Here is a 23,782-nt window from a genome sequence, read left to right as displayed (position 1 = left end):
GAGGCGGCGCTTAAGCCGCCTTTTTTATGGGCGCGATCAGCTCACAGGCGTGATCCTGCAACTCCTCCGCCGACCCACTGTTCAGCAGCAGCCAGTTTCGCTGAATCGCCATCAAGACCAGTCGCCCATCGCTTAATTCAGCCAGTGCCAGCCCATATTTCCCCATCTCTGTGCGTGCCTCTGGCCGTTCATCGGCCAGTCGGATAAATGCACTCTGCTGAGTCAGCTCGTCCGGGGTCAATGCACGCAGCCAGTAGCGGTGCTTACGCAGCATGATGTCCTGCCACTGACCGCTAAGCTGCGGCGTCAGCTCGTCGAGCTTTTGACGCACATCGGCCCGCAGACAGGAGAGATGAATATGGAGCTGATTCTGCGTGCGGCCATATTGTGAATTGATCGCCAGTGACAGGACCCGATCATCAATGGGTGAGCCGCGTCGCTGTGCAAGCAGGGTTCGTTCATGCCACGCAAGGGCAAAGTAGTCAGGCGTCGCGGGTTGCAGTAACTGCGGGCTTTCGATACCGGTGATTTTGTCGAGCGGAATCAGCAGATACTGCAACGGCCCGTTCATATCTTTCAGCATGGCATAGCGATGCGGCTGGTCAACACGCTGGCAGGGCGCAGGGTCTCTGCTGCTCTGCTGATGAGGCACACATTTCTGGCTGACAATCTGCCAGAGTGCATCACTGTTCTTTTTGAAATGCAGTGCGGCAAGCAGTATTCCCGCAATGAGCAGCACCAGCAGAACCGCAACCAGGCTGGTTGCACGACGATTTGTCGGCATAACAACGCTTCCCGAATGGTTTAGCAGCCTGCATCCTCGCCTGGCGGGAAAAAAATGTCACGGGGAATTCGGGCAGATAACCCAGCGGCTGGGCAGAGAAGAGAAAAGACGTGAGGGTGGCGGATAAGCGGTCAGCGCAGAGCGCGCTGACCGCAATACGTTATGGTTTCATGACCTGGTCATAGCTGCCGCCATCGGCGAAGTGGGCTTTCTGAGCCTGCGCCCAGCCACCAAACTTGTCCTGAATGGTGAACAGCTTCACGGGTGCAAAGGTGCTGGCAAATTTCTTCGCGATTTCAGCATCACGCGGGCGATAGTAGTTCTGTGCAGCGATGGTCTGGCCTTCTGGCGAGTAGAGATATTTCAGATAAGCGTCAGCGACTTTACGCGTGCCCTTTTCATCCACCACTTTATCGACCACCGACACGGTCGGTTCAGCCAGAATCGATTCGCTCGGGGTAACAATCTCGAACTTGTCTTTACCCAGTTTGTTAACCGCCAGATAAGCTTCGTTTTCCCAGGCGATCAGCACATCGCCAATCCCGCGCTCAACGAAGGTGTTGGTGGCGCCGCGTGCACCCGAATCCTGCACTTCAACGTTTTTGAACAGCGCTCTGACGTAAGCCAGCGCTTTAGCCTGATCACCGTTGTTATGATCCAGTGCCCAGCCCCAGGCCGCCAGATAGTTCCAGCGGGCGCCGCCGGACGTTTTCGGGTTAGGCGTAATCACAGATACGTCTGGCTTCGTCAGGTCGCTCCAGTCATGGATACCCTTGGGGTTATCTTTACGAACCAGGAAGACGATGGTCGAGGTGTAAGGCGCAGAGTTGTCCGGCAGACGTTTGATCCAGTCCTTATCAATACGACCGCGTTCGGCAATGGCATCAACATCGGATTGCAACGCCAGTGTGACCACATCCGCCCGGATGCCGTTAATCACGGAGGTCGCCTGCTTTCCGGAACCGCCATGCGACTGGCGGACCACGACATTGTCGCCGGTTTCCTGTTTGTAGTGCGCACTGAACGCTTTGTTGTACTGTTCGTACAGTTCACGCGTTGGATCGTAGGATACGTTTAACAGCTGAATGTCTTTCGCCAGAACGCTGGTTGAGGCCAGCAACAGGGTAACGCCAATACTCCACTTGTTCATTACGCACTCTCCCAATGTCGTTATGGGCTAAGCGTGACATAAACCATTACAGAGCTAAAAGAATTAAAAATAAGCTGTTATAACCGAGGGGAATATGCAAGGAGAATGCTGGGGCATGCCGTGCAGCACACCCCGCCTGTAATTAATAGAGTTTTTTCGCCGTGTCGAGCCAGTCACGCTTGAAGGGACGTTTCATGTTTTCAATTGCGTCGACGATGTCGTGATGCACCATCTTCTCGTTCTGAATACCCACACAACGGCCGCCGTAACCTTGCATCAGCAGTTCAATGGAGTAAGCGCCCATGCGTGAGGCCAGGATACGGTCATACGCACAAGGTGCACCGCCACGCTGAATATGGCCCAGAACGGTCGAACGGGTTTCACGTTTGGTTTCTGTTTCAATGAAACGGGCCAGATCGTCGATATCGCAGATGTGTTCGGTGATCGCCACGATAGCGTGCTTTTTACCTTTGGCGATGCCCGCTTTGATTTCCGCAACCAGCTCTTCGCGGGTATACGGGAACTCTGGCAGGACGATGAACTCGCAGCCACCGGCAATCGCCGCCGCCAGGGTCAGATCGCCACAGTAGCGGCCCATCACTTCAACAATCGAAATACGCTGATGCGAAGAAGAGGTGTCACGCAGGCGGTCAATCGCTTCAACCACGGTTTCCAGCGCAGTGAAATAACCGATGGTGTAATCCGTTCCGGCCACGTCGTTATCAATGGTGCCTGGCAGACCGATGCATGGGAAGCCCATTTCAGTCAGGCGCTTAGCACCCATGTAGGAGCCGTCACCACCAATCACAACCAGCGCATCAATACCGCGCTTTTTCATGTTCTCAATGGCAACCTGGCGCACATCTTCATTACGGAACTCAGGGAAACGCGCTGAGCCCAGGAACGTGCCACCACGGTTAATCATGTCGGAGACGCTGTAGCGATCAAGATTAATCATGCGATCTTCGTACAATCCCAGATAACCGTCATAGATCCCAAAAACTTCCAGTCCTTCACTCAGCGCGGAACGTACCACTCCACGAATAGCTGCGTTCATGCCTGGGGCGTCACCGCCACTGGTCAATACACCAATTTTTTTGATCATGACAACCTCTGGATTGTTCAAAACTAAGGGTTAATCCTGCCTGTCGATCGCTGCTGAAGATCATTTTACGATTAGCGCGACATGTGATGGCAGATAGTATATCAAAGGCTTGCTGCTGAATTGATTCAGGTCAGACAACTTTTCACTATTTTTTGCAGCAATGTTAGCGTTACGTCATTCCTTTCGTATCGATTTGATTCATTTACGTTAAAAACCTAAAGAATCTTCTCTCTCGAACGGTACCACAGAACAGGGATCCTGATGGATAATTACGTCTGACCCAGGAAATTCTTTGCGTAATGCCTTCTCAACCTGATCGGCTACCCGGTGCGCCTGCACCAGTGGCAACTGGTCTTCCAGTTCCAGATGTAGCTGAATAAATTTAGTGGGGCCGGACTGGCGGGTTCGCAGATCGTGGACGCCCTGCACCTGTGGCCAGTTTGTCGCCAGTGTCAGAATCTGCTGCCGCTCCTCTTCAGGTAGCGCGCGATCCAGTAATGACTGCACCGCCTCATAGCCCATACGCAACGCACTGTAGAGAATGAAAATGCCAATCCCCAACGCGAACAGGGCATCAGCCCGGACAAAGCCATAGCTGCTCAGGACCAGCGCGATCAGAATGGCACCATTCATGATGACGTCCGACTGATAGTGCAGCATGTCAGCCCTGATGGCCTGACTGCGGGTTTTACGCACCACCCAGCGCTGAAAGGCGACCAGCACCAGCGTTGAGCTCAGTGCCAAAACGGTCACCACAACGCCAACGCCGGGCGCGCGCATCTCACTGGGCGAGGCAAGATGCTGCAGGCCAGTCAGAAACAGAAACAGCGCCGAGCCGGAGATAAACATACTTTGCGCCAGCGCCGCCAGCGATTCCGCTTTGCCGTGCCCGAAAGTATGATCTTCGTCAGCCGGTTGCAGCGCATATCTCACCACCAGCAGATTGGTCAGGGATGCGGCGATATCCACCAGCGAGTCTACCAGTGAAGCCAGCAAACTCACCGAACCAGTGTACCACCAGGCAAAAATTTTCACGATTAACAGCACAGAAGCAAGAATGGTGGCGGCCAGCGCAGCACGCTTTACCAGTCGGCCATAAGAGGATCGCATGCCAGATTCCCTTTGCAGCATCAGCAATGATGCGTACTCAAATAAAAGAATGGCTAAAGTTTAACACCAGGAGGCGGGCAGTGCTTAGCGGGTCATTCAACGACTTAGTCTCTTTTGCAAAAGCGTGGCAGGCATAAAAAAACAAGCCCCGACCTCGGGGAGGACGGGGCAAAGTGTCATACACATCAGTGTCAGACCACAGTCATGTGCTGGTCTGGGCTGAGAAAGACGCGGCGCTTACTTTTTGCCGCCCTTTTTCCCTGCTTCTGATGCTTTTTCACGATCGTTTTTGAAGTTTCCGCCGCCGCTGCTCTGGCCGCCTTTCTTACCGGCTTCAGACGCTTTTTGCGGATTATCTGCGAAATTACCTGAACCACCACGATGCTCTGCCATAACTTACTCCGTTAATAGATTCATTCAGGACTACATAATGTGGTTGTTGCTCCCTGAGACTTCGCAAAGACACTTAACTTCCCTGCAGTGACAGGATTAAGTGTAGAGGGTGCGCCTGAACCGGCAAGCGTAACGCGGGAAAAGCAACACGTTGAAAGTTAAGATAAAAGCTTATATGAGAAGGCCGTAAATCTATTAGTTTCAGTGGCTTAAATTATTTTGACAGCCTTAAGATGCTTACCGGTACGCTTAAATTTACGTGATGGCCTGAATAGTCAATAATCATCGAGCCTGACAAACTAACGTTAAACAAGCGCTAATAAAATGGGGGTTTTGTTGCGTGGTGATGATTCCGGTCAAATTAAAAAAAGTGAAAAAAAGATAAAAAAAACCCCCACCATCATGGCGGGGGAAGACAGGGATGTGTCTATGGCAAGGAAAACAGGGATACTATGTTACTGGTTACTGCTGGTACTACTCACTGCCTGCAGCGATGACGCTGACTGCAGATTCGAAAACTGTCGCAGCTCATTAAGTCGCCGCTGGTAATTCTTCTGCAACGTGGCCTGCTGGTCCGGCGTTAGCAGTTGAAACATTTGATTCTGTACGCGCGCCATCTCAACCTGCTGTTCAACCTGAACTCTGGCGATGACTTCCGCCTTTGCGCGGATGGCCGCTTCGTTAAACTGGTCTGCAGTCACCAGGTCGTGTAATGCTGCGATATCGTCAATATGAACGACCGGGCGCTCATGTCGGGCCTGTTGCATCAGGTCTCGCATCTGCTGACGCTGCACTTCAGTCAGCTCGATACCATCGAACATGTGGCTTTGCGGATTTTGCGTCATACTGCCTGTCGGCAATCCGCCATGATGCATCTCGTCAATCGTCGTCGCATCTTTAGCACCTGCGCTGGCGACACTCAGAGCCATCGCTGAGGCAAGGACGACGGCGGTTAATTTGCGCATCGTGTACTCCAGTTCGTTCCGTTTTGCGATTCAACGAGAGCCAGTGTACGGCGACAGCTGCAAACATCCGTCAGGGGGTGTAAAACTACGTAAAGCGATAGATAGGTGCGCCAGGAACACGGTATTTTGCCTGCGGAGGGCTACAAAAATGAATAAAATCCTGTTGGTAGATGACGACCGCGAATTAACTTCGCTTTTAAAAGAACTGTTAGAAATGGAAGGGTTTGAAGTGGTGGTGGCCAGCGATGGTGAACAAGCACTGAACCTGCTCGATAACTCTATTGATTTGCTTTTACTGGATGTCATGATGCCGAAGAAAAACGGTATCGACACCCTGAAAGAACTGCGTCAGCAACATCAAACCCCCGTCATCATGCTCACGGCGCGCGGCAGCGAGCTGGATCGCGTACTGGGCCTCGAACTCGGTGCAGATGACTATCTGCCTAAACCGTTTAACGATCGCGAACTGGTGGCGCGTATCCGCGCTATTCTGCGCCGCTCAAACTGGAGTGAACAGCAGCAGCAACACGACAATAGCTCGCCCACACTGGAAGTGGACTGCCTGCGGCTCAATCCTGGCCGTCAGGAAGCGAGTTTTGATGATGTCACGCTGGATCTCACCGGCACGGAGTTCACCCTGCTTTATCTGCTGGCGCAGCATCTGGGCCAGGTCGTTTCGCGTGAACATCTGAGTCAGGAAGTGCTGGGCAAGCGCCTGACACCTTTTGACCGCGCCATCGATATGCATATCTCGAATCTGCGCCGCAAGCTGCCTGAACGCCGTGACGGTCATCCCTGGTTTAAAACCTTACGTGGCCGCGGCTACCTGATGGTTTCGGCATCATGATTGGAAGTCTGACCACCCGTATCTTCGCCATCTTCTGGTTAACGCTGGCGCTGGTGTTGATGCTGGTGCTGATGGTGCCCAAGCTCGATTCACGACAGATGACCTCGCTGCTGGAAAGTGAACAGCGGCAGGGCATCATGATTGAACAACACGTCGAAGCAGAGCTGTCACAGGATCCCCCTAACGATCTGATGTGGTGGCGTCGTCTGTTTCGCGCCGTAGAAAAGTGGGCACCGCCGGGTCAGCGGCTGCTGTTAGTGACCAGTGAAGGTCGGGTGATTGGCGCGCAACATAACGAAATGCAGGTTATCCGCAACTTTATCGGCCAGTCTGATAACGCCGATCATCCGCAGAAAAAGAAATATGGTCGAGTTGAGCTGGTAGGGCCTTTCGCCGTACGGGATGGCGAAGATAACTACCAGCTTTACATGATCCGTCCCGCCAACAGTTCCCAGCTGGATTTCGTCAATCTGCTGTTTGACCGTCCGTTGCTGTTGCTTATTGTCACCATGCTCATCAGCTCACCGCTGCTGCTGTGGCTGGCGTGGAGTCTGGCACGTCCGGCGCGTAAGCTGAAATATGCCGCCGATGAAGTGGCAAGCGGGAATCTGCGTCAGCATCCGGAACTGGAGTCAGGCCCACAGGAGTTTCTGGCGGCGGGTTCCAGCTTTAACCAGATGGTGAGTGCGCTGGAGCGAATGATGACCGGTCAGCAACGTCTGCTATCGGATATCAGTCATGAGCTTCGTACCCCGCTTACTCGTCTGCAACTGGCTACCGCGCTGCTGCGTCGGCGTCAGGGCGAAGGGAAAGAGCTGGAGCGGATTGAGATGGAAGCACAGCGTCTGGATGGCATGATCAACGACCTGCTGGTGTTGTCACGCACCCAGCATAAAAATGCACTGGTCAGCGAAGCGATGAAGGCGAATCAGTTGTGGAATGGGGTGCTGGAAGATGCCCGTTTTGAGGCTGAGCAGATGGGCAAGAAGATGGATATCCCCTACCCGCCTGGCCCATGGCCGCTCTACGGCAACCCTCATGCGCTGGAGAGTGCACTGGAAAACATCGTGCGCAATGCGCTGCGCTACTCACACACCCATATCAGCGTCAGCTTCTCCGTCGATATTTCCGGTATCACGGTACACGTTGATGATGACGGCCCTGGCGTGAGTCCGGAAGATCGTGAACAGATTTTCCGACCCTTCTACCGTACCGATGAAGCGCGCGATCGCGAATCAGGCGGCACGGGTCTTGGCCTGGCCATTGTTGAAACGGCAGTGCAGCAGCATCGCGGCTGGGTTAAAGCCGATGACAGTCCACTGGGCGGCCTGCGTCTGACCCTCTGGTTGCCGCTCTACTCCTCCGGTCGTCAATAATTTGCTATGCTTCGGCCCCTGTCATCGGGGGCCTTATGCTTAACATTGTCTTGTTTGAACCAGAAATTCCGCCAAATACCGGCAATATCATTCGCCTGTGCGCCAATACGGGCTTCCAGCTTCATCTGATTCAGCCGCTCGGCTTCGCCTGGGATGACAAGCGTTTACGTCGCGCCGGACTGGATTACCACGAATTCACGGCCATAAAATTCCATGCTGACTATCAGGCATTTATCGCCACGGAGTCGCCTGAACGTCTGTTTGCGCTGACGACCAAAGGTACACCCACACACAGTGCCGTCGCCTATCAGGCTGGCGATTATCTGCTGTTTGGACCTGAGAGCCGTGGACTGCCAGCGGAAATTCTGGCGGCGTTACCGGCGCAGCAGAAAATCCGCATCCCAATGAGAGCGGAAAGCCGCAGCATGAATTTATCGAATGCCGTTTCAGTAGTGGTCTATGAAGCGTGGCGCCAGCTGGATTACGCGGGCGCACTGATTAAAGATTAGATGCCGTCGCCAAACTGAAAACCGGCCAGGCTGCCATTGAAGTGCTGATCCATATCCATTGACGGCTTTTCACTGCCTGGCTTGCCGACGATACGCGCGGGTACGCCTGCTGCCGTGGTGTGTGGCGGCACAGGCTGTAACACCACAGAACCCGCGCCAATTTTTGCTCCCCTGCCGACTTCAATATTCCCCAGCACTTTCGCACCGGCACCAATCATTACCCCTTCACGGATTTTCGGATGGCGGTCGCCGCTGGTTTTGCCGGTACCGCCCAGCGTCACCGATTGCAGGATCGAGACATCATTCTCAACCACGGCGGTTTCGCCAATCACAATGCCAGTGGCATGGTCGAGCATAATGCCGTGACCAATGTTGGCGGCGGGATGAATATCAACGGCAAAAGAGACGGAGATTTCATTCTGCAGATAAACCGCCAGCGCACGCCGGCCTTCATTCCACAGCCAGTGACCAATGCGGTAGGCCTGAAGTGCATGAAATCCTTTGAGATAGAGCAGCGGCGTGGAGTATTTATCGACCGCCGGGTCGCGCTGGCGCACCGCCTGAATATCGTAAGCCGCAGACATAATCATCGACGGATCTTCACGGTAGGCTTCTTCAACGATTTCACGAATGGCGATGGCGGGCATAATCGGGTTAGCCAGCTTGTTGGCCAGCATATAACTCAAAGCGCTACCAAGATTTTCATGCTTGAGCAATGTCGCGTGGAAGAAACTGGCCAGCATCGGCTCACAATCAGCCAGGGCGCGCGCTTCTGCTTTGATATTATTCCAGACCAGTTCTAACTCATCAGACGACATTGCTGTTTTCTCCCGATAAAAAAAGCGCCTGAATGGGCGCTACAGGTGATGATGCTACGCGTCCTGCGTTAGCTGATGCTGTTTTCGTCCTTCCTTGTTCGTCCCAGCAGGCTCAATGCTGCATCTCTCGCCGGTTTTTCGCAATACAACACCTGATAAATCTGCTCGGTGATCGGCATTTCCACACCAAAACGTGCAGCCAAAGCTTTGACTTCTTTGGTGTTTCTGTACCCTTCTACAACTTGTCCGATAATGCGTTGCGCGCTATCTACATCCTCGCCCTGGCCCAGCATCATGCCAAACCGACGATTTCGCGACTGATTATCGGTACAGGTCAGCACCAGATCGCCCAGACCTGCCATACCCATAAAGGTGGTGGGATCGGCACCCAGCGCTGCGCCCAGCCGACTCATTTCAGCCAGACCACGGGTGATCAGTGCAGTACGCGCATTCGCGCCAAAACCAATCCCGTCAGACATCCCGGCACCAATAGCGATGACGTTTTTTACCGCGCCGCCCAGCTGTACGCCGATGAAATCTGGATTGTTATAAACGCGGAAGCTTTTACCGCAGTGCAGCTTCTGCTGCAGGTCGTCAGCAAACTGCGCATCCGTTGCGGCCAGCGCGATGGCCGTCGGTAATCCTGCCGCCAGCTCTTTTGCAAAGGTCGGCCCGGAGATCACGGCCAGCGGAATGGCATCGCCTACGATTTCACGTGCCACGTCCTGCAGCAGACGGCCCGTCTCTTTTTCCAGCCCTTTGGTCGCCCAGACAATACGCGAGTCTGGCCGCAGATGAGGTTTAATCTGCTGCAGCACATCGCCGAACACATGACTCGGCACCACGATTAATAAATCACGGCTGGCGGCAATGGTTTTGGTCAGATCAGGCTCAAGGGAGAGGTTGTCGGGGAACGGTACATCGGGCAGGAAAGCAGTGTTGCAGCGGTCAGTCTGAAGTTGCGCCAGATGCGCCGGGTTATGTCCCCACAACAGCACCGGGTGGCCGTTACGGGCCAGCGTAATCGCCAAAGCGGTGCCGTAGGAACCGGCACCGATGACGCTAATCGAAGCGTGAGTTGTCATCAGGCATCCTGATGTGGTTCAGCACCTTCTTCACCTTGTTGCTGCTGCAGGTAGTTCATGAACAGCGCATCAAAGTTAACCGGTGCCAGGTTCAGCTGCGGGAAGGTACCACGTGATACCAGGCTGGTAATACATTCGCGTGCGTATGGGAACAGAATGTTCGGGCAGTATGCACCCAGGCAATGTGCCATCTGCGTTCCTTCGATACCGCTGATGGTGAAAATACCGGCCTGCTGAACTTCACACAGGAAAGCGGTCTCTTCACCCACAGTTGCGGTTACAGTCACACGAAGTACCACTTCGTAAACGTCGTCAGCCAGCTGAGAAGATGCAGTATCCAGGTCCAGCTTAACGTCCGGTTCCCACTCTTTCTGGAAAACCTGCGGGGCATTTGGCGCTTCAAAAGAGATATCTTTAGTAAATACGCGCTGAATCTGGAACTGCATTTCGTTGGTGTTGTGTTCTGACATGTGACCAAATCCTATATATGAGGTTGTCCGGCGTAAAATTACGCCTGCAGTAAGGGATCTAAACCTTCGCGATTATCGAGTGCGAATAAGTCATCGCAGCCGCCAATGTGCTGCGCATCAATAAAAATCTGAGGCACGGTGGTACGACCGCTACGCTTGATCATCTCTTCGCGCTTCGCCATATCACCATCGATGGGAATTTCCTGAAACGAAACGCCCTTTTGCGTTAACAGCGCCTTCGCACGATGGCAGTAAGGACAGGTGGCCTTGGTATACATTTCAACATTTGCCATGATCAGCACCTCTGTAAGATTATTTACCGCGAACTAACGGCAGATTTTCGCCGCTCCAGCCACTGATACCCTCTTTCAGCACTGAAACCTGCTCAAAGCCTGCCGCGCTGAGATGTGCAGCAGAATCGCCTGCGCTTTGTCCGGTTGCACACACCACAATTATGGGCTGCGCCTTATGCTTTGCCAGTTCGTCGATGTTGCCTTTTTTAATCTCAGCGGCTGCCACATTCAGCGCACCTGAAATATGCCCCCTGCGGAAATCGTCGCGCGAACGCACGTCTACTACTACCGCGTCCTCTTTATTAATCAGGCGGGTGGCTTCACCGCGGCTGATCGTTTTTACCTTAGAGAACATTCCTTTAACGGTAGTCACAATCACCATAACGAGTAAAACGACCCATGCCAGACTCAGGATGGGGTGATTGCTTGCAAACTGCATAATTTCTTGCATGAGGGGTAACGACTCCAGACCGGGCTAATAAGCTAAAACAAGGGTTCTGAGTATACCTGCGCCACTTCGCATGTACAGATGCTATGCGGCCAGAGTATCGATTTGTGCTCCATTTTCCAAAAAAAGTGGCTGAAAGGCAAAAATGGCGTAAGGGTTAATCCATGTCATGGCGAAAGTGGACATAACTGGAAAAGCAAATGCCCGCTGGCAGCACTGGTAAGCGGCGGTTCATCGTGGAATAATCATTGGCCTATGAAGGGAAAAACAACCGTTTCGCACACAAGGACCCGTCCCAACGGCGATAACCTGCCGTTGTTCACACACCTGTCCAGCTTCTCCCTTAGTCTGCTTTGTGCGGGAGCACTGTTGTTGCCTGCCGCTGTTCACAGCGCAGAGGACAGTAAATCTCAGTTGCAATCCATTCAGCAAAACATTGCTGCAAAAGAGAAAAGCGTTAAAGCGCAGAAACTGCAGCGCAGCAAACTGCTGGATCAGTTGCAGAGCCAGGAAAAAATCATCGCGCTGGCGAGCCGTCAGCTGCGTGACACCCGCAACAGCCTCACCGCGCTGAATGATGAGATCAGGCAGCTCGCTACCTCCATCGCTCGCCTGGAGAAACAGCAAACTCAGCAGGAAAGCCTGCTTTCTGAGCAACTTGATGCGGCATTTCGTCAGGGTCAGCACAGTGGCGTACAGCTTTTGATGGGCGGTGAAGAGAGCCAGCGCAGTGAGCGTATTCTGGCCTATTTCGGCTATCTGAACGCTGCCCGTCAGAAAAGTATCGAATCGCTGCAAAAGACACGTCAGGATTTGGATCAGCAACGTGCCTCGCTGGAGCAGAAGCAACAGCAGCAGAAAGAGTTATTAGCACAGCAGCAGGGCCAGCAGCAGAAGCTGCAACAGGCGAGCGACGCGCGTAAAAAGACCCTGACGTCACTGGAAAGCGCGCTGGAAAAAGATCAGGCCGATCTGGTCGAGATGCGTCAGAACGAAAGCCGTCTGCAGGATAAGATCGCCCGCGCGGAGCGCGAGGCGCGTGAGCGCGCAGCACGTGAAGCCCGTGAGGCGGAAAAAGTGCGTCAGCGTCAGGCGCAGGCGAAAGCCAAAGGCTCCAGCTATCAGCCAACCCAGAGCGAACGTGAACTGGTCGCCCGCACTGGTGGACTCGGTCGTGCAGGCGGACAGGCGTTGTGGCCGGTGCGCGGACGTATTGAACATCGCTTTGGTGAACAGCTCCAGGGTGAACTGCGCTGGAAAGGACTGGTGATTGATGCGCGGGAAGGCACCGAGGTGAAAGCTATCGCCGATGGTCGTGTGCTGATGGCCGACTGGTTGCAGGGCTACGGACTGGTGGTTGTGCTGGAGCACGGCAAAGGTGATATGAGCCTGTATGGCTACAACCAAAGTGCGCTGGTGAGCGTGGGTACGCAGGTGAAGGCAGGACAGCCTATCGCACTGGTGGGCACCAGTGGTGGCCGCGGTACCCCGTCGCTCTATTTTGAAATCCGACGTCAGGGACAGGCCGTCAATCCACTCCCGTGGTTAGGAAAATAAGTTTTGCTGCAACGTCGAAAAATCTCCATTCTGTTGAGCGCCTTACTGTTCAGCTACGCTGCACAGGCTGGCAAACTGGCTATTGTCATCGATGATGTCGGCTATCGCCCTGCCGAAGAGAACAAAGTCCTGCAGATGCCGCAGGCTATTTCAGTAGCGGTCTTGCCCAACGCACCCCATGCGCATGAAATGGCGACTAAAGCACATCAGAGTGGTCATGAAGTACTGATCCATCTGCCAATGGCACCGCTCAGTAAACAGCCGCTGGAAAAAGACACCTTAACGCCAGAGATGAGCAGCGAAGAGGTTACCCGCATCATGCGTAATGCGGTTAACAACGTGCCTTATGCCGTCGGTCTGAATAACCATATGGGCAGCAGAATGACCTCAAGCCTGCCCGGCATGCAGAAAGTGATGCAGGCGCTGAACCACTACAATCTTTACTTCCTGGATAGCATGACCATCGCTAACAGTCAGGCGATACCTGCCGCGCAGGGTACTCAGGTCAGGGTGTTAAAACGTCGGGTCTTTCTTGATGACAGCCAGGATATTAACGCCATCCGCCAGCAGTTCAACCGGGCGGTGAAGCTGGCGCAGCGCGACGGTTATGCGATTGCCATTGGTCATCCCCATCCGACTACCGTTCGGGTGCTGCAACAGATGTTACCCACGCTGCCAGCCGACATAACGCTGGTTCGTCCCAGCCAGCTGTTGAACGAATCACTCCGCAGCGGCTCACCGACGCCAGTGGCTCCGCCAAAACCGGTACCACCACGCTTCCAGCCTGCCAGCCTGTGTAAAGTGAAACAGCCACTGGCACCGGTTCCGGCGACCCGAGCCTTAGCCGTAATCGCTGAAAGTGTGAATCACAGCCCACTGTTTACCACGCTAAAAAATCTGTTCTGATTTGCTATGAATGCTAAGTCTCCGGCTTAGCGTTCATTTATACGCAGAAATTACTATAATCCAGGGTCGGACAATAACGGGCTGTGCGGAAACAGTGATAGGGATGACGATAAATAAACAAAAAATCCTGCTGCTGGATAACGGCAGAGAGTGGGGCGGCGGCACCAACAGTATGCTGGAGCTGCTGAAACGTATCGATCGTCAAAAATTTGATATCACCTGTTGCTTCTACCACAACTACAGCCGTGGTAACGACGAAACCATTGAGGCCACGCTAAATGCGCTGGCCATTCCGGTCTTTTTTATTCCGCAAATCAAACAGCCACGCTGGGCTAAATTTGTTAAAGAAGCCGTGCGCGCGCTGCTGTTTTTCAATAAAAAGCTCAAGAAGCGCGCTATTGATGAGATTGATACGCGCTGGCGAATTATGCCCAATGCCAGCAAAATCAATTCACTGCTACAGCTGGGTAATTTCGACACGCTCTACATGAATAACCAGCCCAGCACCAATGTGGAAGGTTATCTGGCCGCGCGCAGCCTTGACGTTGCGGTGGTTCAACACTGCCGTATCGATCCGGTTCTGGAACCGCGGCTGGTGAGCATGGTGAATCAGGATTGCCAGGCTGTGATTGCCGTATCGCAGGGCGTCAGGAATACCCTGCGTCGTCATGGTATCGATGCAGAACGCTGTTTTACCGTCAGTAATGCTATCGACGTTCACCAGACTCTGCCCGATCGCCTTGAAGTCCGCCAGCGTTTTAAACTCTCCCCTTCGACCTTTGTATTTGGCACTATCGGCTCCCTGATATTGCGCAAATCTAATCACCATATCCTGCAGGCGCTGGGCCGTTTTAAACGCGCCAATCCCGATGCAGACTGGCGGATGGTGATTGTCGGCGCGGGTCCGGAACTTCAGCATCTGCTGCAACTTGCTACAGCAGAGAACATCCAGCATCACGTGATTTTTACGGGCTTTCAGAATAATGCACTCGATTACCTCACGGCTTTTGATGCGTTTATTCTGGCCTCACGCAGTGAAGGTTTACCCCGGGTTGTGCTGGAGGCGATGCTGGTGAATACCGCCGTTGTGGGATCCCGTGTGGTCGGCACTGCCGAATTGATCAGTCATGACGTAACCGGACTGCTGTTTGATTACGGCAACGTGGTACAACTGACCCAGCACCTGACCGCACTGTGGCAGGATACGGAATTGCGTCAACGCCTGACCAATGCGGCAGCGAAACGCGTACGTGAACAGTACGCCATTGAAACTTATATCAGCGGCGTCGAGAATATTCTGCAAAGCGTCGTCAAAAAGAAACCTCATGCTTAATTTTTTAAATCCCCGTTACCGCCATATCAGGGCGCGCCATAACCTGCCTTATTCGCAAAAAGAGGTTCAGGGCACTGTACCGGTCACGTCTGTCGTGATCCCCTGCACAGGCGCGGACTATATTGAAGAAGCCCTGCTCAGTGCCGATTTTGCGGCACGTTTCGCGACGGGGACAAAAGAGGTCGTGATTGTCAGCGATCAGCCAGCGCACGCCTTTGGCAGCCTGCCGGCTAAAACCCGCGTGGCGACGCTGGATGTTCCGAATCGGGAAGAAAATTATCGCTATAAGCAAATCTATCGCAGTCGTTTGATCAAGTTGCAGGCGCCTTTACAGGCAGAAGGCGACGGTATTCTGATGATCGATTCCGACCTCAATCTGCTTAAGATGCCGCAGATCATGATGAAGCCAGGCCATCTCTATTCCAGCTTTCGTCAGGGGAAAATGATTGCCAAGCTGGACGGTGCGCCGGAAGCAGCGATCCCCGCCTACTATCCGCACAGTATCCGGCCTTATCTGGTGGACCATGTGAATGGCGCTTACCTGGCTGCCACCCGTGAAGTCTGGCAGCGCATTTCGCCGCTGTGGCTGACGCTGTTTAATGATACCTGGAATTTAATGAACGACAGCCAGCCGCCTACTGACCAGTTGCCGCTCGCAGTGTTGCTCGACATGCTGGATATTAAAACCGTCAATCTGGGGGAATGGGCTAACTGGCCGGTCTCAAAAAAAATCGGCGGTCAGTCGGCAGTCATCCCGCCGGATGTGGTTGGGGCGCATGGCGGATTCCCGTTGTCGGAATGGCAAAAATACCTGGCCGACCCGCAGCAGCCGCTGAACTTTAAAGGTCAGGATTACACGCGCAAAGTGCGCTACCTGACCGACGAAGAGAAGAAGCAAAGCTAATCAGGCGGCCGCCACGTCGGCGGCCGTTGCTTTAATCCCAGCTCAGTATCACTTTCCCCGAGCGTCCTGAACGCATCTCATCGAAGCCCTGCTGGAAATCGTCGATACCGTAGCGATGCGTAATGACCGGCGTTAAATCGAGGCCGGACTGAATCAGCGCCGCCATTTTGTACCAGGTTTCAAACATCTCACGGCCATAGATGCCTTTGATGAAAAGCCCCTTAAAGATCACCTGGTTCCAGTCAATTGCCATTTCACCCGGCGGAATCCCCAGCAGCGCGATACGCCCACCGTGATTCATCACCTCCAGCAATGAACGGAAAGCAGGAGGTGCGCCCGACATCTCCATCCCGACATCAAATCCTTCCGTCATACCCAGCGCATGCATCACTTCCCGCAGGTCTTCATTCGCCACATTGACCGCGCGCGTGACGCCCATTTTCCGCGCCAGTGCCAGGCGATACTCATTGATGTCAGTAATTACCACGTTGCGCGCGCCGACATGCCGACAGACCGCGGCGGCCATGATGCCGATAGGACCCGCGCCGGAGATCAGCACATCCTCGCCGACCAGATCGAACGAGAGTGCGGTGTGCACTGCATTGCCGAACGGATCAAAGATTGCCGCCAGTTCATCGGAAATGTTGTCGGGAATTTTAAATGCATTAAAGGCGGGGATGACCAGATACTCCGCAAAGCAGCCCTGACGGTTAACGCCCACGCCCATCGTGTTGCGGCATAAATGAGTGCGTCCGGCGCGGCAGTTGCGGCAGTGTCCACAGGTAATGTGCCCTTCGCCCGAAACCCGGTCTCCAATCGTAAAGCCTTTCACTTCCTGTCCAATCGCGACCACCTCACCCACATACTCATGCCCGACAATCATCGGCACCGGAATGGTTTTGCGCGACCAGTCATCCCAGTTGTAGATATGGACATCGGTGCCGCAGATGGCGGTTTTACGAATCTTAATCAGCAGATCGTTGTGACCCGGCTCCGGAACCGGGGCATCAGTCACCATCCAGATGCCCGCTTCCTTCTTCAGTTTGGCGAGTGCTTTCATGACGGACTCCTCAGGCGATGACGCCCAGTTGTTTGCCGATGCGGGTAAAGGCCGCCACCGCACGTTCCAGTTGCTGCTGGGTGTGCGCCGCAGAGATCTGGGTGCGGATGCGTGCCTGACCTTTTGGCACCACCGGATAGAAGAAGCCGGTCACGTAAATGCCTTCCTGTTGCAGCAGGCGGGCAAACTCCTGGGCGACGCTGGCTTCACCCAGCATCACCGGGATAATGGCGTGATCGGCACCGGCCAGCGTAAAGCCCGCCGCCGTCATCTGCTCACGGAAGTAACGGGCGTTGTCCCACAAACGCTGACGCAGTCCGTCGCCTTCACTGAGCAGATCCAGCACCCGCAGCGAGGCAGCCACGATGGCTGGCGCCAGCGAGTTAGAGAATAGATAGGGACGGGAACGCTGGCGTAACCACTCCACGACTTCGGCTTTTGCTGCGGTATAGCCACCGGACGCGCCACCCAGCGCTTTACCCAGCGTGCCGGTAATGATGTCGACCCGGCCCATGACGCCGCAATATTCATGGGTACCGCGTCCGGTGTTCCCGACAAAGCCCACCGCATGGGAATCATCCACCATCACCAGCGCGGAGAATTCATCAGCCAGATCGCAAATGGCAGACAGATTCGCAATCACCCCATCCATTGAGAAGACGCCATCGGTGGCAATCAGAATATGTCGGGCACCTTTATCGCGTGCTTCCTGCAAACAGGCACGCAACTGCGCCATATCGTTATTGCCGTAGCGATAACGCTGCGCTTTGCACAGCCGGACGCCGTCGATAATTGAGGCATGATTCAGCGCATCCGAGATAACGGCATCCTGCGCATCAAGCAGGGTTTCAAACAGGCCGCCGTTTGCATCGAAACAGGAGGAGTAGAGAATGGCATCCTCCATGCCGACAAACTCTGCCAGCCGCTTTTCCAGCTGCTTATGGCTGTCCTGCGTGCCGCAGATAAAGCGTACTGACGCCATGCCGAAACCATGCGAATCCATCCCCTCTTTCGCCGCCTGAATCAGCGCCGGATGGTTCGCTAAACCTAAGTAGTTATTGGCGCAGAAGTTAATCACTGCCGGCTCGCTGCCAACCGCGATCTCCGTCTGCTGCGCAGAGGTAATGATCCGCTCCTGTTTAAACAGTCCTTCCTGACGTGCATCATCAAGTTGCTGACGAAGTTGTTGATAAAATTGCGCAGGCATCATTGCTCTCCTCAGATGGCAAAAATCTGGCATATCTTACTGAACAGGCCGCTTCTTCACGATAAATCGCCCAACAGAATGTCATTTTTGCAGCATAGTTCACGCCGCGACGATGTACGCACAACGCGTTACAGAGTCATCTGGCTGTCTGCACTCTGATGAAATGTTATGATGTGAGGTATTCGTGTGTGAAACCTCCTGTTTCACCCCACAACGTTGAAGGTAACAACATGATTATCGTAACTGGCGGCGCAGGAATGATTGGCAGCAACATCGTCAAAGCGCTGAACGATCGCGGTCACACCGACATTCTGGTGGTGGATAATCTGAAGGATGGCACCAAGTTTGCCAATTTAGTCGACCTGGATATCGTCGATTACATGGACAAAGAAGAGTTCCTGATGAGCGTGATCGCAGGCGACGATTTAGGCCCGATCGAAGCGGTCTTCCATCAGGGCGCCTGCTCCTCCACCACTGAGTGGGATGGCAAGTACTTGATGGAGAACAACTATCAGTACTCCAAAGAGCTGCTGCATTTCTGTCTTGAGCGCGAGATCCCGTTCCTTTACGCCTCTTCCGCAGCCACCTACGGCGGACGCAACGAGAGTTTCATCGAAGAGCGTCAGTATGAGCAGCCGCTGAATGTCTATGGCTACTCCAAGATGTTGTTCGACCACTACGTCCGCCAGATGCTGCCGGAAGCGAACTCGCCGGTGTGCGGCTTCCGCTATTTCAACGTCTACGGACCGCGCGAAGGCCACAAAGGCAGCATGGCCAGCGTTGCTTTCCATCTGAACACACAGATCAGCAACGATGAAAATCCAAAATTGTTTGAAGGCAGCGATGGCTTTAAGCGTGATTTCATCCACGTTGATGACGTGGCAGAAGTGAACCTGTGGTGCTGGGAAAATGGCGTCTCCGGGATTTATAACTGTGGTACAGGCCGCGCCGAATCCTTCCAGGAAGTGGCTGATGCGGTTCTGAAATTCCATCAGAAAGGTCAGATCGAGTACATCCCGTTCCCGGAGAAACTCAAAGGACGCTATCAGGCCTATACGCAGGCCGATCTCACTAAATTGCGTGCTGCCGGTTACGACAAGCCATTTAAAACGGTGGCGCAGGGCGTCGCTGAATATATGGTCTGGCTGAACCGCAACGCATAAAGGAAGCTGCTCCGGCGATGAAAATTCTGGTAATCGGCCCGTCGTGGGTCGGCGATATGATGATGTCGCAAAGTCTCTATCGCACACTCAAGGCCGAACATCCGGATGCAGTGATTGATGTGATGGCACCCGCGTGGTGCCGTCCATTACTGTCACGCATGCCGGAGGTAAATCAGGCGCTGGCGATGCCGCTCGGGCATGGCGCACTGGAGATTGGTGAGCGTCGCCGGCTGGGAAAAGTACTGCGCGCCAGTCACTACGACCGTGCTTATGTGCTGCCTAACTCCTTTAAGTCGGCACTGGTCCCCTTCTTTGCCGGAATAAAACGCCGCGTCGGCTGGCGCGGTGAAATGCGCTATGGCCTGCTGAACGATTTGCGGGTGCTGGATAAAGCCGCGTTTCCACTCATGGTTGAGCGCTACGTTGCGCTGGGCTATGACACCCCTGTTGCCTCGGCGGCGCAGCTGCCACAGCCGCTGTTGTGGCCAAAACTGCAGGTTGAAGAGCAGGAAAAAATTGAGACCGCCGCACAGTTTCAGCTCGCGGCGACCCGTCCGATCATCGGTTTTTGTCCGGGCGCTGAATTTGGCCCCGCCAAGCGCTGGCCGCACTATCATTACGCCACGCTGGCCCGTCAGCTGATTGCTGACGGCTTCCAGATTGTGCTGTTTGGCTCCGCCAAAGATCGCCCGACCGGCGACGAGATTATTGCTACGCTGCCCGAAGAGGCGCGTGGCCACTGTCGTAATCTGGCCGGTGAAACCCAGCTGGAACAGGCAGTGATTCTGCTGGCGCAATGCCGCGCCGTGGTCAGCAACGACTCCGGCCTGATGCATATCGCTGCGGCGCTGGACCGTCCGCTGGTGGCACTCTATGGGCCGAGCAGCCCTGACTTTACGCCGCCGCTGGCGCGTCAGGCACGTATTATTCGCCTGATTACCGGCTATCACAAAGTGCGAAAAGGCGATGCCGGACAGGGCTATCACCAGAGCCTGATCGATATTCAGCCTGAGCGCGTACATCAGACGCTGAGCGAACTGCTCGCGCCACAGGAGGTGCCATGCACGTCCTGATTGTTAAAACCTCTTCAATGGGTGATGTGCTGCATTCACTGCCGGCACTGACCGATGCGATGCATGCTATCCCCGGCATCCGTTTCGACTGGGTGGTGGAAGAGAACTTCGCGCAGATCCCTGGCTGGCATCCTGCGGTCGATAAAGTGCTACCGGTCGCAATCCGCCGCTGGCGCAAACACTGGTTTGGCAGTCAGCAGCGTGAAGAGCGTGTGCTGTTTAAGCGCGCGTTACAGTCGCGTGAGTACGACGTCGTCATTGATGCGCAGGGGCTAATCAAAAGTGCCGCACTGGTTACCCGCTTATCGAAAGGGGTGAAGCATGGGCAGGACAGCCGCAGCGCGCGTGAGCCGTTTGCCAGCTGGTGGTATGACGTCCGCCATGAAATCAGTAAGCACCAACATGCGGTTGAGCGGACACGCGAACTGTTCGCTAAAAGCCTGGGCTATGAAAAACCGCAAAACCAGGGTGACTACGCGATTGCCGGACACTTTCTGCATCATCTGCCCGCTGACGCACATCATTACCTGGTCTTTCTGCATGCCACGACGCGTGACAACAAGCACTGGCCGGAATCACACTGGCGAGAGCTGATTGAGCAGATGCAGCCCAGCGGGCTGCGGGTGAAATTGCCCTGGGGGGCTGAACATGAGCATCAGCGTGCGCAGCGCCTTGCAGAAGGATTTGAGCATGTCGATGTACTGCCTAAGCTGACGCTGGAAGCGATAGCACAACAGCTGGCGGGCGCACAGGCGGTGGTCTCAGTGGATACCGGATTAAGCCATCTGACGGCGGCACTGGATCGCCCCAACCTCACGCTGTATGGTCCGACCGATCCCGGATTGATTGGCGGTTACGGGCAGAACCAACAGGCACTGAGCGCCCCGAATCATAATCTGGCGGAGCTGACTGCTGACACGGTGGCAGAGAAACTGCGTGCCGTTATTACGGAAAACATGCCATGAACTATGTGCTGATCTACCTGCTGTTGCTGCCTTTCCGGGCCATAATGCGGCTGTTTTATCGGCCAACGGGACGCAGCCTGATCATTCAGACAGCGAAGATTGGTGATTTCATCAATATCACCCCGATGCTGCGTGCGCTGGGTCAGTCTGAGCTGCTGATCAGCAAAGCAGTGGAGCCGCTGGCGCGTCACGATGACACGGTCAGCCGCTATTTCCTGATTGAAGAGGCGAAGCGCAGCTTTTTTGCCAAACTGAAGCTCGCGTTCACGCTGATGAATCGCTATGACAACGTCTATCTGGTGCAGCCAAACAGCGTAAACCTGTTCTTTGCCGCGTTATGCAACGCACCGAACAAGCAGTTTCTGCGCACCTATCTGCGTAAGTCCTACCATAAGACCTTCTATCGCAGCGCCAGCGGTATTGTCGACCACACCAAAACGGATTTAACGCTCGACAGCTACCTGAAGCTGATTAATCGTGACTACCGCTACACCGATTTCCCCAAGCATGCGACCTCACCGCTCTGGCAGCCGCCTGCGCCGCCCGCCGCGCTGCTTAATCCGCGCAGCGGCATTAAAATTGGCATCAGTATTTCTGCCGGTAATCGGGCTAAAACCATTCCTGCCAGCATCTGGCAGCAGCTGATGGCGTCGCTGGCTGACCTGCCCTGCACCTTTTATGTGTTTGGCCCACCGGCTGAGCAGCCGTGGCTGGATGAGTTACTGAGCCTGACCGGCCCGAAAGAGAATATCGTCAGTCTGATTGGTGAGCTAAAACTGGAAGAGGTTCCGTGGGCCATTGCACAGATGGATTTCTACATCTCCTCTGACTCTGGCAATGCTTATATTGCGGATGCGCAGCAGATACCGGTGATCATGCTTTATGGCCCGTGTGAAGTCCGGGAACAGCGTCCGGTCAATAACGTTTTGTTTATCGGACCGGATAATATTGCTGCGTCGACGTTCGTTTTTGCCACCCGTTTTCAGTTTGATCAGCCTGCTGAAAAATTATTCGGGCTGGATCACGATAAACTGACTAGAATACAAACGTTTATTACTCATAATCTGGAATAGTGAAGCGTAATGGCAATTACCCCTCTTGCTGAGGCCGTTCAGCAAAGTCAGCTGCTGGTTAACACGCTTGCTGACACGGATGATAATCCGGTTCATGTTGCGTTTGGCATCAACTACGCCTACGCGCGTGGCCTGGGCATTACGTTGTTTTCACTTCTCAGCCATCATCCTGATACCGCTTTCCACGCTCATGTTTTTTCAGACTCGCTTTGCGAAGAGGATGTGGAAAAACTGCGATCGCTGGCCACGGGCCATCGTCTGGCGATCACGCTGCATATATTTAACCGTGCCTGGGTTGATCAGTTGCCTGCTGTGGGCCGCTATCCTAAAAGCATCCACTACCGCTTTCTGATCCCTGAAACTGTGGCAAGCTATAGCGATCGGGTGATCTATATTGATGCGGATACCCTGGTGGTGGGCGATTACTCTCCTCTGTTCGCCCTGGATATCACGGATTATACGCTGGCGGCCTGTAACGACACACCACGGGCGCGGCAGAACCAGTGCGCAAGGCTGGGACTGAAGCATCACCACTATTTTAACTCCGGCTTTATGCTGATCAATATTCCACGCTGGCTCGAAAGGCAGACCACCGCGCGCATTACCGACGTGCTGGTGACGCGAGGCGCAGCGTTTGGTTTCCCGGATCAGGATGCGCTGAATATTGTGCTGGAGAGTGAGATTCTGATCCTGCCGGACCGCTATAACCATATTTACGACATCATCGCCAATAAAGTCTGGGATCACTCGGGCGTGCCTGAAGAGACGGTGATGATTCACTACACCGGTAAATGCAAACCCTGGCATGCATGGGCTGGCAGCGATCTTTCCGAGCGCTACTATAGCTATTACCAGCGCTCACCCTGGGCTTCACAACCGCTTGATACGCCAAAACATTATAAAGAGATGAAGCGATTCGCCCGCGTAAAATGGCATCAGAAACAGTATGGCGAAAGCCTGAACTGGATGATGAAGTATGTCAGTCTCAAGTTTTTTAAAAAGAGCGAGCAGTAGCGCGCTCAGGTTTATCAGATTGATGCGGGCGCTGTTATTTCAGCGCCTGACTTTCCCGTCATTTATCCCGCTGGCTGTTTGCCATGACCTCTGTAATAACGACGCTGACAGCAGGCCGACATAATAATCTGTTTACCTGCACGACCACGTTGCGTAAAAAAAGCGCATATATCG

General features: G+C 54.1%; 25 protein-coding genes. 12 read left to right on the top strand and 13 right to left on the bottom strand.

All coding sequences use genetic code 11. The features are described 5' to 3' along the window. Positions 1 to 10: 10 nt before the first annotated feature. The 6 genes from K6R05_RS00765 to cpxP form a co-directional block, all read right to left on the bottom strand. Positions 11 to 784 (bottom strand): CDP-diacylglycerol diphosphatase, encoded by a 774-nt coding sequence (locus K6R05_RS00765; protein WP_222924835.1) that lies wholly within the window; start codon positions 782 to 784, stop codon positions 11 to 13. A gap of 160 nt (positions 785 to 944) precedes the next feature. Beyond that, a complete protein-coding gene (locus K6R05_RS00760) occupies positions 945 to 1,934 on the bottom strand; it encodes a sulfate ABC transporter substrate-binding protein (RefSeq protein WP_222924834.1) in 990 nt (329 codons plus the stop codon). Positions 1,935 to 2,076: 142 nt separating this feature from the next. Beyond that, the gene (pfkA, locus tag K6R05_RS00755) at positions 2,077 to 3,039 is read right to left on the bottom strand and encodes a 6-phosphofructokinase (protein ID WP_003851263.1); all 963 of its coding nucleotides are present in this window, start codon (positions 3,037 to 3,039) and stop codon (positions 2,077 to 2,079) included. Positions 3,040 to 3,246: 207 nt separating this feature from the next. Next, complete coding sequence (gene fieF / locus K6R05_RS00750; RefSeq protein ID WP_161732985.1) at positions 3,247 to 4,149, bottom strand: CDF family cation-efflux transporter FieF; 903 nt, start codon at positions 4,147 to 4,149, stop codon at positions 3,247 to 3,249. A gap of 237 nt (positions 4,150 to 4,386) precedes the next feature. Continuing rightward, on the bottom strand, positions 4,387 to 4,542 hold the full coding sequence (locus K6R05_RS00745; RefSeq protein WP_010258211.1) for a con-10 family general stress protein: 156 nt from the start codon (positions 4,540 to 4,542) through the stop codon (positions 4,387 to 4,389). 455 nt (positions 4,543 to 4,997) lie between these two features. Continuing rightward, positions 4,998 to 5,507, bottom strand: a complete 510-nt coding sequence (gene cpxP / locus K6R05_RS00740) for a cell-envelope stress modulator CpxP (RefSeq protein ID WP_161732983.1) — start codon at positions 5,505 to 5,507, stop codon at positions 4,998 to 5,000. Between the two features lie 148 nt (positions 5,508 to 5,655). Here cpxP and cpxR point away from each other — a divergent pair, with 148 nt between their 5' ends. From cpxR to trmL, 3 genes are read left to right on the top strand one after another with little or no spacing between them, the layout of a single operon-like run. After that, complete coding sequence (gene cpxR / locus K6R05_RS00735) at positions 5,656 to 6,354, top strand: envelope stress response regulator transcription factor CpxR (RefSeq protein WP_009088062.1); 699 nt, start codon at positions 5,656 to 5,658, stop codon at positions 6,352 to 6,354. Beyond that, positions 6,351 to 7,730 carry an envelope stress sensor histidine kinase CpxA gene (gene cpxA / locus K6R05_RS00730; protein ID WP_013359484.1) on the top strand — a complete coding sequence of 460 codons (1,380 nt, stop codon included), beginning with the start codon at positions 6,351 to 6,353 and terminating at the stop codon, positions 7,728 to 7,730. The genes cpxR and cpxA overlap by 4 nt, the downstream gene beginning before the upstream one ends. Before the next feature lie 35 nt (positions 7,731 to 7,765). Beyond that, complete coding sequence (trmL, locus tag K6R05_RS00725) at positions 7,766 to 8,239, top strand: tRNA (uridine(34)/cytosine(34)/5-carboxymethylaminomethyluridine(34)-2'-O)-methyltransferase TrmL (protein WP_161732982.1); 474 nt, start codon at positions 7,766 to 7,768, stop codon at positions 8,237 to 8,239. Here the strand turns inward: trmL and cysE are convergent. The 5 genes from cysE to K6R05_RS00700 form a co-directional block, all read right to left on the bottom strand. Continuing rightward, complete coding sequence (gene cysE, locus K6R05_RS00720; RefSeq protein WP_090967199.1) at positions 8,236 to 9,057, bottom strand: serine O-acetyltransferase; 822 nt, start codon at positions 9,055 to 9,057, stop codon at positions 8,236 to 8,238. The genes trmL and cysE overlap by 4 nt on opposite strands. Before the next feature lie 68 nt (positions 9,058 to 9,125). Further along, positions 9,126 to 10,142 (bottom strand): NAD(P)H-dependent glycerol-3-phosphate dehydrogenase, encoded by a 1,017-nt coding sequence (gene gpsA, locus K6R05_RS00715; protein WP_197061506.1) that lies wholly within the window; start codon positions 10,140 to 10,142, stop codon positions 9,126 to 9,128. After that, positions 10,142 to 10,612: a protein-export chaperone SecB gene (secB, locus tag K6R05_RS00710; protein ID WP_161732980.1), complete on the bottom strand. Its 471-nt coding sequence runs from the start codon at positions 10,610 to 10,612 to the stop codon at positions 10,142 to 10,144. The genes gpsA and secB overlap by 1 nt, the downstream gene beginning before the upstream one ends. 38 nt (positions 10,613 to 10,650) lie before the next feature. Further along, positions 10,651 to 10,905 carry a glutaredoxin 3 gene (grxC, locus tag K6R05_RS00705; RefSeq protein WP_008926942.1) on the bottom strand — a complete coding sequence of 85 codons (255 nt, stop codon included), beginning with the start codon at positions 10,903 to 10,905 and terminating at the stop codon, positions 10,651 to 10,653. 19 nt (positions 10,906 to 10,924) lie between these two features. Beyond that, positions 10,925 to 11,356 carry a rhodanese-like domain-containing protein gene (locus K6R05_RS00700; RefSeq protein ID WP_161732978.1) on the bottom strand — a complete coding sequence of 144 codons (432 nt, stop codon included), beginning with the start codon at positions 11,354 to 11,356 and terminating at the stop codon, positions 10,925 to 10,927. Positions 11,357 to 11,608: 252 nt separating this feature from the next. On the opposite strand from K6R05_RS00700, the gene envC reads away from it, so the two are divergent. From envC to K6R05_RS00680, 4 genes are all read left to right on the top strand, one after another. Then, positions 11,609 to 12,910: a murein hydrolase activator EnvC gene (gene envC, locus K6R05_RS00695; RefSeq protein WP_161732976.1), complete on the top strand. Its 1,302-nt coding sequence runs from the start codon at positions 11,609 to 11,611 to the stop codon at positions 12,908 to 12,910. A 3-nt stretch (positions 12,911 to 12,913) separates the two neighbouring features. After that, entirely contained in the window at positions 12,914 to 13,816 is a 903-nt protein-coding gene (locus tag K6R05_RS00690; RefSeq protein ID WP_161732975.1) for a divergent polysaccharide deacetylase family protein, read from the top strand. Between the two features lie 103 nt (positions 13,817 to 13,919). Next, a complete protein-coding gene (locus K6R05_RS00685; RefSeq protein WP_161732973.1) occupies positions 13,920 to 15,149 on the top strand; it encodes a glycosyltransferase in 1,230 nt (409 codons plus the stop codon). Continuing rightward, a complete protein-coding gene (locus K6R05_RS00680; protein ID WP_161732971.1) occupies positions 15,142 to 16,053 on the top strand; it encodes a hypothetical protein in 912 nt (303 codons plus the stop codon). Before K6R05_RS00685 ends, K6R05_RS00680 begins: the two co-directional genes overlap by 8 nt. 31 nt (positions 16,054 to 16,084) lie before the next feature. Here K6R05_RS00680 and tdh read toward each other — a convergent pair whose 3' ends face one another. Then, on the bottom strand, positions 16,085 to 17,113 hold the full coding sequence (gene tdh, locus K6R05_RS00675) for an L-threonine 3-dehydrogenase (RefSeq protein WP_161732969.1): 1,029 nt from the start codon (positions 17,111 to 17,113) through the stop codon (positions 16,085 to 16,087). 10 nt (positions 17,114 to 17,123) lie between these two features. Further along, on the bottom strand, positions 17,124 to 18,320 hold the full coding sequence (locus K6R05_RS00670) for a glycine C-acetyltransferase (RefSeq protein ID WP_161733044.1): 1,197 nt from the start codon (positions 18,318 to 18,320) through the stop codon (positions 17,124 to 17,126). A gap of 230 nt (positions 18,321 to 18,550) precedes the next feature. Here K6R05_RS00670 and rfaD point away from each other — a divergent pair, with 230 nt between their 5' ends. The 5 genes from rfaD to K6R05_RS00645 are packed head-to-tail and all read left to right on the top strand — an operon-like array spanning position 18,551 to position 23,608. After that, positions 18,551 to 19,483 carry an ADP-glyceromanno-heptose 6-epimerase gene (gene rfaD, locus K6R05_RS00665; RefSeq protein WP_222924833.1) on the top strand — a complete coding sequence of 311 codons (933 nt, stop codon included), beginning with the start codon at positions 18,551 to 18,553 and terminating at the stop codon, positions 19,481 to 19,483. Between the two features lie 17 nt (positions 19,484 to 19,500). Continuing rightward, positions 19,501 to 20,556: an ADP-heptose--LPS heptosyltransferase RfaF gene (gene rfaF, locus K6R05_RS00660; protein ID WP_222924832.1), complete on the top strand. Its 1,056-nt coding sequence runs from the start codon at positions 19,501 to 19,503 to the stop codon at positions 20,554 to 20,556. Continuing rightward, on the top strand, positions 20,544 to 21,521 hold the full coding sequence (gene rfaC, locus K6R05_RS00655) for a lipopolysaccharide heptosyltransferase RfaC (RefSeq protein ID WP_161732963.1): 978 nt from the start codon (positions 20,544 to 20,546) through the stop codon (positions 21,519 to 21,521). The genes rfaF and rfaC overlap by 13 nt, the downstream gene beginning before the upstream one ends. Then, positions 21,518 to 22,594, top strand: a complete 1,077-nt coding sequence (locus K6R05_RS00650) for a glycosyltransferase family 9 protein (protein WP_222924831.1) — start codon at positions 21,518 to 21,520, stop codon at positions 22,592 to 22,594. Before rfaC ends, K6R05_RS00650 begins: the two co-directional genes overlap by 4 nt. Before the next feature lie 9 nt (positions 22,595 to 22,603). After that, positions 22,604 to 23,608 carry a glycosyltransferase family 8 protein gene (locus K6R05_RS00645; protein ID WP_161732959.1) on the top strand — a complete coding sequence of 335 codons (1,005 nt, stop codon included), beginning with the start codon at positions 22,604 to 22,606 and terminating at the stop codon, positions 23,606 to 23,608. Positions 23,609 to 23,782 lie beyond the last annotated feature (174 nt).

Source organism: Pantoea alfalfae (genome assembly GCF_019880205.1).
GTDB classification, from domain to species: Bacteria; Pseudomonadota; Gammaproteobacteria; order Enterobacterales; family Enterobacteriaceae; genus Pantoea; species Pantoea alfalfae.
This window is presented reverse-complemented; position numbering and strand designations above follow the sequence as displayed.